The sequence below is a fragment of the Falsiroseomonas sp. RANM36 genome, assembly GCF_056682175.1.
The window spans coordinates 718,504-727,318 of sequence record NZ_JBWXTD010000002.1 but is presented as its reverse complement, the minus strand read 5'-3'; the positions used below and the strand labels follow the sequence as shown (position 1 = coordinate 727,318).

General features: G+C 72.3%; 8 protein-coding genes. All 8 read left to right on the top strand.

The window, feature by feature from the left end; genetic code table 11:
• Window positions 1-123 precede the first annotated feature (123 nt).
• A complete protein-coding gene (locus AC1MIR_RS04330) occupies window positions 124-1,194 on the top strand; it encodes a two-component system sensor histidine kinase NtrB (protein WP_480027062.1) in 1,071 nt (356 codons plus the stop codon).
• On the top strand, window positions 1,191-2,663 hold the full coding sequence (ntrC, locus tag AC1MIR_RS04325) for a nitrogen regulation protein NR(I) (RefSeq protein WP_480026938.1): 1,473 nt from the start codon (window positions 1,191-1,193) through the stop codon (window positions 2,661-2,663). The genes AC1MIR_RS04330 and ntrC overlap by 4 nt, the downstream gene beginning before the upstream one ends.
• A gap of 38 nt (window positions 2,664-2,701) precedes the next feature.
• Complete coding sequence (locus tag AC1MIR_RS04320) at window positions 2,702-4,909, top strand: sensor histidine kinase NtrY-like (RefSeq protein WP_480027061.1); 2,208 nt, start codon at window positions 2,702-2,704, stop codon at window positions 4,907-4,909.
• A complete protein-coding gene (gene ntrX, locus AC1MIR_RS04315; RefSeq protein WP_480026937.1) occupies window positions 4,899-6,302 on the top strand; it encodes a nitrogen assimilation response regulator NtrX in 1,404 nt (467 codons plus the stop codon). The genes AC1MIR_RS04320 and ntrX overlap by 11 nt, the downstream gene beginning before the upstream one ends.
• 159 nt (window positions 6,303-6,461) lie before the next feature.
• The gene (locus AC1MIR_RS04310; protein WP_480026936.1) at window positions 6,462-7,334 is read left to right on the top strand and encodes a D-amino-acid transaminase; all 873 of its coding nucleotides are present in this window, start codon (window positions 6,462-6,464) and stop codon (window positions 7,332-7,334) included.
• The gene (locus tag AC1MIR_RS04305; RefSeq protein WP_480026935.1) at window positions 7,331-7,729 is read left to right on the top strand and encodes an ester cyclase; all 399 of its coding nucleotides are present in this window, start codon (window positions 7,331-7,333) and stop codon (window positions 7,727-7,729) included. Before AC1MIR_RS04310 ends, AC1MIR_RS04305 begins: the two co-directional genes overlap by 4 nt.
• On the top strand, window positions 7,726-8,394 hold the full coding sequence (locus AC1MIR_RS04300; RefSeq protein ID WP_480026934.1) for an HAD family hydrolase: 669 nt from the start codon (window positions 7,726-7,728) through the stop codon (window positions 8,392-8,394). The genes AC1MIR_RS04305 and AC1MIR_RS04300 overlap by 4 nt, the downstream gene beginning before the upstream one ends.
• A gap of 122 nt (window positions 8,395-8,516) precedes the next feature.
• On the top strand, window positions 8,517-8,815 hold a 299-nt coding region (gene hfq / locus AC1MIR_RS04295), incomplete at its 3' end, for an RNA chaperone Hfq (RefSeq protein ID WP_480027060.1).

Here is an 8,815-nt window from a genome sequence, read left to right as displayed (position 1 = left end):
GGGGGGGGGGGGGGCGGGGCGGGTGGCGGTGGGGTGGGCGGCGGGGGGGGGGGCGCCCCCCCCCCCCCCCCCCCCCCGACCCTCCCCCCGGCCGCCCCCGCCGCCCCCGCCGCGCCGGATGCGCTGGCCATCCTCGGCTCGCTGCCGGTGCCCGCCGTGGCGCTCGACGGCGAGGACCGCTTCCGCTTCGCCAATCCCGCCGCCGAATTGTTCTTCCAGCTTTCCGCGCCCTCCCTCGCGGCGCTCTCGCTGCGCGATCTGCTGCCGCAGGACAACCGGCTGTTCGGCCTGCTGGACCAGGTGCGCCGGCACGAGGCGCCGGTCTATGACCACGACCTCGCGCTCGAGAGCCCGCGCCTGCGGCGCTTCGGCGTCGCGGTGCAGGGCGCACCGCTGCCGGAGCTGCAAGGCGGCGTGGTGCTGACGCTGCAGGATGCGTCCACCGCGCAGATGCTGGACCGCCAGCTCAATTTCCGGGGCGCGGCGCGCGGCGCCTCGGCGATGGCGGCGATGCTCGCGCATGAGGTGAAGAACCCGCTTTCCGGCATTCGCGGCGCGGCGCAGCTGCTGGAACTCGGCGCCGCGGAATCCGACCGCGAGCTGTGCCAGCTGATCCAGGACGAGGCCGACCGCATCAAGAACCTGGTCGAGCGCATGGACATGTTCTCCGAGCGCCCGATCGAATGCGCCGAGGTCAACATCCACGAGGTGCTGGACCATGTGCGCCGCATCGCGCTCTCGGGCTTCGCGGGGCATCTGCGCATCGTGCAGGGCTACGACCCCTCCCTGCCGCCGGTCTGGGGCAATCGGGACCAGCTTGTGCAGATCCTGCTCAATCTGGTGAAGAACGCGGCAGAGGCCGTTGATCCGCGCGAAGGCGAGATCCAGCTCGTCACCGCCTATCACCACGGCGTGCGCATCGCCGTGCCGGGCAGCGCGGAGCGCGTCCATCTGCCGCTGACCGTGATGGTGCGCGACAACGGGCCGGGCATCGCCGAGGAAGTGCGCGCCACGCTGTTCGAGCCCTTCGTCACGACGAAGCGCGGCGGCCAGGGCCTGGGACTTGCATTGGTGGCGAAGCTGGTCACCGACCAGGGCGGGCTGATCGAATGCGACAGCCGACCCGGCCGCACGACCTTCCGCCTCTCCCTGCCGGCACCTCCCCGCCGCGCCGATCACGGAGCCACGACATGAGCGAAGCTGTCACGGCACCCCCGCCCGCCGCCGCCGTCACCCGCACCATCCTCATCGCCGACGACGACCGGGCGATCCGCACCGTGCTGAGCCAGGCGCTCGGCCGGTCCGGCTACCATGTCCGCGCCACCTCCTCGGCCTCCACGCTGTGGCGCTGGGTCGAGGACGGGGAAGGGGATCTCGTCATCACCGACGTGGTGATGCCCGACGAGAACGGGCTCGACCTCGTGCCGCGCATCCGCCGCGTGCGCCCTGACCTGCGCGTGCTGGTGATGAGCGCGCAATCCACCTTCTCGACCGCGCTCAAGGCGACCCAGCGCGGCGCCTTCGACTACCTGCCCAAGCCCTTCGACCTGAAGGACCTGCTGGCCGTGGTGGCGCGCGCGCTCGCCGCGCCGACCGCCTCGGAGGCGCCGGAGGGCGAGGAGCAGGAGGAACGCCTGCCGCTGGTCGGGCGCAGCCCGGCGATGCAGGAGATCTACCGCACCGTCGCCCGCCTCACGACCACCGACCTCACGGTGATGATCACCGGCGAGTCCGGCACCGGCAAGGAACTGGTCGCGCGCGCGCTGCACGATTACGGGCGGCGGCGCAGCGGGCCGTTCGTGGCGATCAACATGGCCGCGATCCCGCGCGAGCTGATCGAGAGCGAGCTCTTCGGCCATGAGCGCGGCGCCTTCACCGGCGCGCTGAACCGCGGCGTCGGCCGCTTCGAGCAGGCGGCCGGCGGCACGCTCTTCCTCGACGAGATCGGCGACATGCCGCCCGAGGCGCAGACCCGCCTGTTGCGCGTGCTGCAGGAAGGCGAATTCACCACCGTCGGCGGCCGCCAGCCGATCAAGGCGAATGTCCGCATCGTCGCGGCGACGCATCGCGACCTGCGCCAGGCGATCCGCGCCGGCCAGTTCCGCGAGGACCTGTTCTACCGCCTGAACGTGGTGCCGATCCGCCTGCCGCCGCTGCGCGAGCGGATCGAGGACATCCCGCTGCTCGCCCGCCACTTTCTCGAGCGCGCGCGCGCCGCCGGCTTGCCTGGCAAGCAGCTCGACGGACCGGGGATGGAGCGGCTGAAGGCGCATGCCTGGCCCGGCAATGCACGCGAGCTCGAGAACCTGATGCGCCGCCTCGCCGCGCTCTATCCGCAGGAGGTGATCGGCCCGGATGCCGTGGCGGCGGAGCTTGCGGAAGCCTCCGCCCCGGCCGAGGATGCGCCGCGCGCGCCGGAGACGCTGGAGCAGGCGGTGGAGCGCCATCTCGGCGGCTTCATGGCGGCGCACAAGGACGGCATGCCCGTGCGCGACCTCTATGACCGCGTCCTCGCCGAGGTCGAGCGGCCGCTGCTGCGCCTCGCGCTCAGCGCCACGCGCGGCAACCAGATCAAGGCGGCGGCGATGCTCGGCCTGAACCGCAACACCTTGCGCAAGAAGCTGCGGGACCTCGACCTGCCCGTGGTGCGCGGCTTGCCGTGAGCGGCACCGCCGGGCCGGGGAACCGCCGGATCGGCGACATGCTGCTCGGCCGGGGGATGACCTTCGGCCTCGCGGTCACCGCGGTGCTGCTCGGCGTGGCGACCTTCGTCCTGCTGGCGGGCGGCTCGCCGCTCGGCCCGACTCGGCCGGGACAGATCGTCGGCGTGGTGCTGGCCAATGCCGGCGTGCTGCTGCTGCTCGCGGCCTCGCTCGCGGCGCGGCTGGTGCGGGTCTGGGCGGAGCGGCGCCGCGGCAGTGCCGGGGCGCGGCTGCATGTGCGGCTGGTGCTGGTCTTCGGCGTGGTGGCCGTGGTGCCCTCCCTCGTCGTCGCCGCCTTCGCCGCGATCTTCTTCAACCTCGGCATCCAGGCCTGGTTCAGCGACCGGGTGCGGGACACGCTGGAGGCCTCGCTGGTCGCCTCCCGCGCCTGGCTCGACCAGCATCGCGACGAGATCCGGGTGGATGCGCTGGCGATGGCCGCCGACCTCAACCGCGCCGCGCAACTCTACCTGCCGCAGAACATGCCGGCCTTCGAGCGCCAGCTCGCCACCCAGGCCTCGGTGCGCGGCCTGACGGAGGCCGTGCTGGTGGAGCCGGAGCTCGGCCGCGTCGTCGCCCAGGCCGGCTTCGTCTCGGGGACGATCGTCGAGCTGCCGCTCGGCGCGCTCGAGCAGCTGCGCCAGGGCGAGGTGGTGGTGATCCCGGTCGAAGGGGAGGCGCGGGTGCGGGCCCTGGCCACGCTCGATGTGGAGCCGCGGCTCGTCCTGATGATCGGCCGCCCGCTGGATGGCGGGGTGCTGGAGCACCTGCGCCGGACCGAGCTTGCCTTCCAGGAATACGACATGCTGGATCGCAACCGCGGCAGCCTGCAGATCACCTTCGCCCTGGTCTTCCTGGGGGCCGCGCTGCTGGTGCTGCTCGGCGCCGTCCTGGTCGGCCTGGTCTTCGCCAACCAGCTCGCCCGCCCGATCAGCCGCCTGATCTCCGCCGCCGAGCGCGTGCGCGCGGGCGACCTTTCGACCCGCGTGCAGGAAGGCACCGCGGATGACGAGCTCGCCACGCTCAGCCGCGCCTTCAACCGCATGACAAGCCAGCTTTCCGCCCAGCGCGGCGAACTGATGGAGGCGTATCGCCAGATCGACGAGCGGCGCCGCTTCACCGAGACGGTGCTCTCCGGCGTCTCGGCGGGCGTGGTCGGGCTCGACGCGCAGGGGCGGATCAACCTGCCGAACCGCTCGGCCAGCGAGCTGCTCGGCATCGACCTCGACGCCGGCATCGGCCTGCCGCTGGCAAAGGTGGTGCCGGAATTCGCCGAGCTGATCGCCGAGGCCGCCGCCGCGCCGGACCGGCCGCGCATGGCCGAGATCCCGCTCGGCCCGCCCTCGCGCCGACGCAGCCTGATCGCACGCATCGGCGCGGAGACGCAGCAGGGCGCGGTGGTCGGATTCGTGCTGACCTTCGACGACATCACCGAGCTGCAATCGGCCCAGCGCAAGGCCGCCTGGGCCGATGTGGCCCGGCGCATCGCCCATGAGATCAAGAACCCGCTGACGCCGATCCAGCTTTCCGCCGAGCGGCTCAAGCGCAAGTATCTCAAGGAGATCGGCAGCGATCCCGAGACCTTCCGCTCGCTCACCGACACCATCGTGCGCCAGGTCGGCGACATCGGGCGGATGGTGGACGAGTTCTCCGCCTTCGCGCGGATGCCCCAGCCGGTGATCCGCCCCGAGAATCTCGGCCGCCTGATGCGGGAGGCGCTGGTGCTGCAGCAGGCCGCGCATCCCGAGATCGCCTACGAGGTCGAGATCCCCGACCCTGCGCCCACCGTGCCGGCGGACCGGCGGCTGATCGGCCAGGCGCTGACCAACCTGCTGCAGAACGCCGCCGATGCGGTCGCCGCCAGGCCGCGGGAGGACGCGGCCGAGGGGCAGGGCGGGCGAATCGCCCTCCGGCTCGAGGCCTGCGCGGAAGGCTGGGCCATCGTCGTCGAGGATGACGGGATCGGCCTGCCCGAGGGCGAGGAACGCGCCCGTCTGACCGAGCCCTATGTGACCCACAAGGCGAAAGGAACCGGTCTCGGCCTTGCCATCGTCAAGAAGATCATGGAGGACCATGGGGGACGGCTGGCGCTCGAGGACCGCGGGGAGGCCCCGGGTGCGCGCGCCGTGCTGATCCTGCCGGCCGCCCCGCCGGCAGCGGCACGACGAGAGGAGATGGGCGTGGGGCGGGTCGGCCATGGCGCATGACATCCTGATCGTGGACGACGAGCCCGACATCCGCGCCCTCATCGAGGGCATCCTGTCGGATGAGGGCTATCAGACACGGCAGGCCGGGAATTCCGACCAGGCGCTGGCGGCCTTCCGGGCGCGCCGGCCCTCGCTCGTCATCCTCGACATCTGGCTGCAGGCCTCCCGCCTCGACGGCCTCGGCATCCTGGAGGTGATGCACCAGGAGGAGCCGCGCGTGCCCTGCGTGATGATCTCCGGCCACGGCACCATCGAGACCGCGGTGCAGGCCATCCAGCAGGGCGCCTACGACTTCATCGAGAAGCCCTTCGAGGCCGACCGGCTGCTGCTGATCGTCTCCCGCGCGCTGGAAGCCGCGCGGCTGAAGCGCGAGGTCAGCGAGCTCAAGCTGCGGGCGGGCGCCGAGACCGAGCTCGTCGGCGTCTCGCAGGCCATGTCGCAGCTCCGCCAGGCGATCGAGCGGGTGGCGCCCACCGGCTCCCGCGTGCTTATCAGCGGCCCGGCCGGCTCCGGCAAGGAGGTGGCGGCGCGCATGCTGCATGCCCGCTCACGCCGCGCCGATGGGCCCTTCGTCGCGCTGAACTGCGCCACCCTCGCCCCCGGCCGCTTCGAGGAGGAGCTGTTCGGGGTGGAGACCGGCGCCGATCCGGCGGCGCAGCCGCGCCGCGCCGGCGTGCTGGAACGCGCCCATGGCGGCACGCTGCTGCTGGACGAGGTCGGCGACATGCCGATCGAGACGCAGGGCAAGATCGTCCGCGCCCTGCAGGAGCAGGGGTTCACCCGGCTCGGCGGGGCGCAGCGCGTGCAGGTTGATGTCCGCGTCATCACCACCACCAGCAAGGACCTGCAGGCCGAGATCGCCGGCGGGCGCTTCCGCGAGGACCTGTATTACCGCCTCGCCGTGGTGCCGTTGCGGATCGCGCCGCTGCGCGAGCGGCGGGAGGACATCCCGGCGCTGGCCCGCCACTTCATGGCCAAGTCGGTCGAGACCTCCGGCATGGCGCCGCGCGAGCTGACCGAGGACGCGCTGGCGGCGATGCAGGCCTATGAGTGGCCCGGCAATGTGCGCGAGCTGCGCAACCTGATCGACTGGCTGCTGATCATGGCGCCGGGCGAGGCGCGGGAGCCGGTGCGGCCGGACATGCTGCCGCCGCAGGTGGGTGCCGCGGCGCCGGCGGTGCTCAAGCTCGACCGCAGCAGCGAGATCATGACCCTGCCGCTGCGCGAGGCGCGCGAGCTGTTCGAGCGGCAATATCTGGAAGCCCAGCTGCTGCGCTTCGGCGGCAACATCAGCCGCACGGCGAATTTCGTCGGCATGGAGCGCAGCGCGCTGCACCGCAAGCTGAAGTTTTTGGGGGTCAACGCCGAGGACCGCGCGCCGGCAGGCGGGTGACAAGGGCGCGATCTTCTGCAAGATGGCTGCACCCGGCCCGCGCAGCGGGCCGAGCGCCCGACGGGCGCCGCGCACCAACCAACCGCCGAAGCGGCGCACCATCGGCCTGCGCGCAAGCCAAGCCGGCGGAGCCGGCGCCCGGCGCCTGAGGGCAAGCCCATGTCCAGGATCGCCTATGTGAACGGCCGCTACGTCCAGAAGCCGGACGCAGCGGTGAACATCGAGGATCGCGGCTACCAGTTCGGCGACGGCATCTACGAGGTCGTGCACCTCTACGGCGGCCGCTACGTGGACGAGGACCTGCATCTCGACCGGCTGGAGCGCAGCCTGCGCGAGATCCGGCTGCCCATGCCCATGTCGCGCGCCGCGCTGCGGCTGGTCCTGCGCGAGGTCGCCCGGCGCAACCGCGTCACCGAGGGCCTGCTCTACATGCAGGTGACGCGCGGCGTGGCGCGACGCGACCATCCCTTCCCGACCAAGCCGGTGCCGCCGGCCATCGTCGTGACCGTGAAGCGCGTGGCGCCCTATCCGAGCGACGTGGACGCCTGGCAGGCCGGCGCCATCACGCTGCCCGACCTCCGCTGGGCGCGGCGCGACATCAAGAGCGTCAACCTGCTGCCGAACTGCCTGGCGCGCCAGGCCGCGCGCGAGAAGGGCGCGATCGAGGCGATCCTCTACGACGCGGCGACGGGCATCGTGAACGAGGGCGCGGCAACGACCTTCTGGATCGTGGACGAGAAGGGCGCGATCCGCACCCGCCATCTCGATCACGTCATCCTGCCCGGCTGCACCCGCGCCGCGCTGATGGCGGAGCTCAAGGCCGAAGGCATCGCCTGGGACGAGGCGCCCTTCACGCTCGACGATCTCGCGAAGGCGCGGGAGGCCTTCATCACCTCCGCCACCTCCTTCGTGCGCCCGATCACGAAGATCGACGGCAGGCCTGTGGCCGACGGCAAGGTCGGGCCGGTGGTGCGCCGGCTGTTCGAGATCTTCGCCCGCCACGTGAAGGGCGACATCAGGAACGCGGCGTGACTCCGGCCGCGCTGGTGCGCGCCTTCTACACCGAGGTGTGGGAAGCTGGTCGGCTCGAGCGCATCCCGGCACTCATGGCGCCGGACGTCGCCTTCCGCGGCTCGCTCGGCAGCGTGCTGCGCGGCCATGATGCCTTCGCTGGCTATGTCCGGACCGTGCGGGGCGCGCTGCGACGCTACCGCTGCGACATCGTGGAGCTTGTGGAGCAGGCGCCGCGTGCCGCCGCCCGCATGCGCTTCTCCGGCCATCATGCCGGCGGGCCGCTGCTCGGCGTGCCGCCGACAGGGCGGCAGGTCGGCTGGGCCGGCGCGGCGTTCTTCGATTGCGCGGACGGCTTGATCCGCGATCTCTGGGTGCTCGGCGACCTCGACGACCTCAGGCGACAACTCGCATGAACCGCCCCGCCTGCATCCTCTGGGACTGGGACAACACGCTGGTGGATGGCTGGGCCGCGATCCAGCATGGACTGAATGTCACCTTTCGCGAATTCGGCATGCCGGAATGGGATCGCGCCACGGTGCTGGCGCGTGTGCGCGGCTCGCTCCGCGACACCTTCCCCGGCATGTTCGGCGCGGGCTGGGAACGGGCGCGGGATGTCTTCACCGCGGCCGTCCGCGCCTGCCATCTGGAGGTGCTCGCGCCCATGCCGGCCGCGGCCACGGCATTGTCGGCCGCGGCCACGATCGGCCCGCAGGGGGTGATCAGCAACAAGCAGGGGCCGCTGCTCCGGGCGGAGGCCGGCCATCTCGGCTGGAGCGCGCATTTCGCCGCCCTTGTCGGCGCCGGCGACGCCGCGGCCGACAAGCCCGATCCGGCGCCCTTCGCGATGGCGCTCGCCGCCTGCGGCGTGCGGCCCGGGGCGCATGTCTGGTATGTCGGCGACACCGCGCTCGACATGCGCGCGGCGCGCGCGGCGGGCTGCACGGCGGTGCTGGTCGGCGGCGCGCCGCATGACGGCGGCCTCGCCCATGCCGCGCCCGATCTCGCCTTCGACGACGCCGCCGCGCTGGCCGATGCGCTGGTCCGCCTCGGCGCCCTGCAGATGCGCGAGGGCAGGTGATCGGGCATCGCGCACCACCCTCCCTTGCCAGAGCGCCCGCACCTCTGGAAAGGTGAGGCGGTCGGTCCTGCACGCTGCCATCCGCGCCGCGGCAGGCCATGAACAAGAAGGACCAACCCTCCGTGGCCGCCGAGAAGTCGCAGAACGTACAGGACGTCTTCCTGAACCACGTCCGCAAGTCGAAGACACCGGTCACCATCTTCCTGGTGAACGGCGTCAAGCTGCAGGGCATCATCACCTGGTTCGACAACTTCTCCGTGCTGCTGCGCCGGGACGGGCATACGCAGCTGGTCTACAAGCACGCGATCAGCACCGTGATGCCGGGCGCGCCGATCTCGCTGTTCGATGCCGGGACCGGCGGCGCCGGGGCCGCCCCCCCCCCCCCCCCCGGGGGGACGCCCGGGCGGGGGGGGCGCGGGGC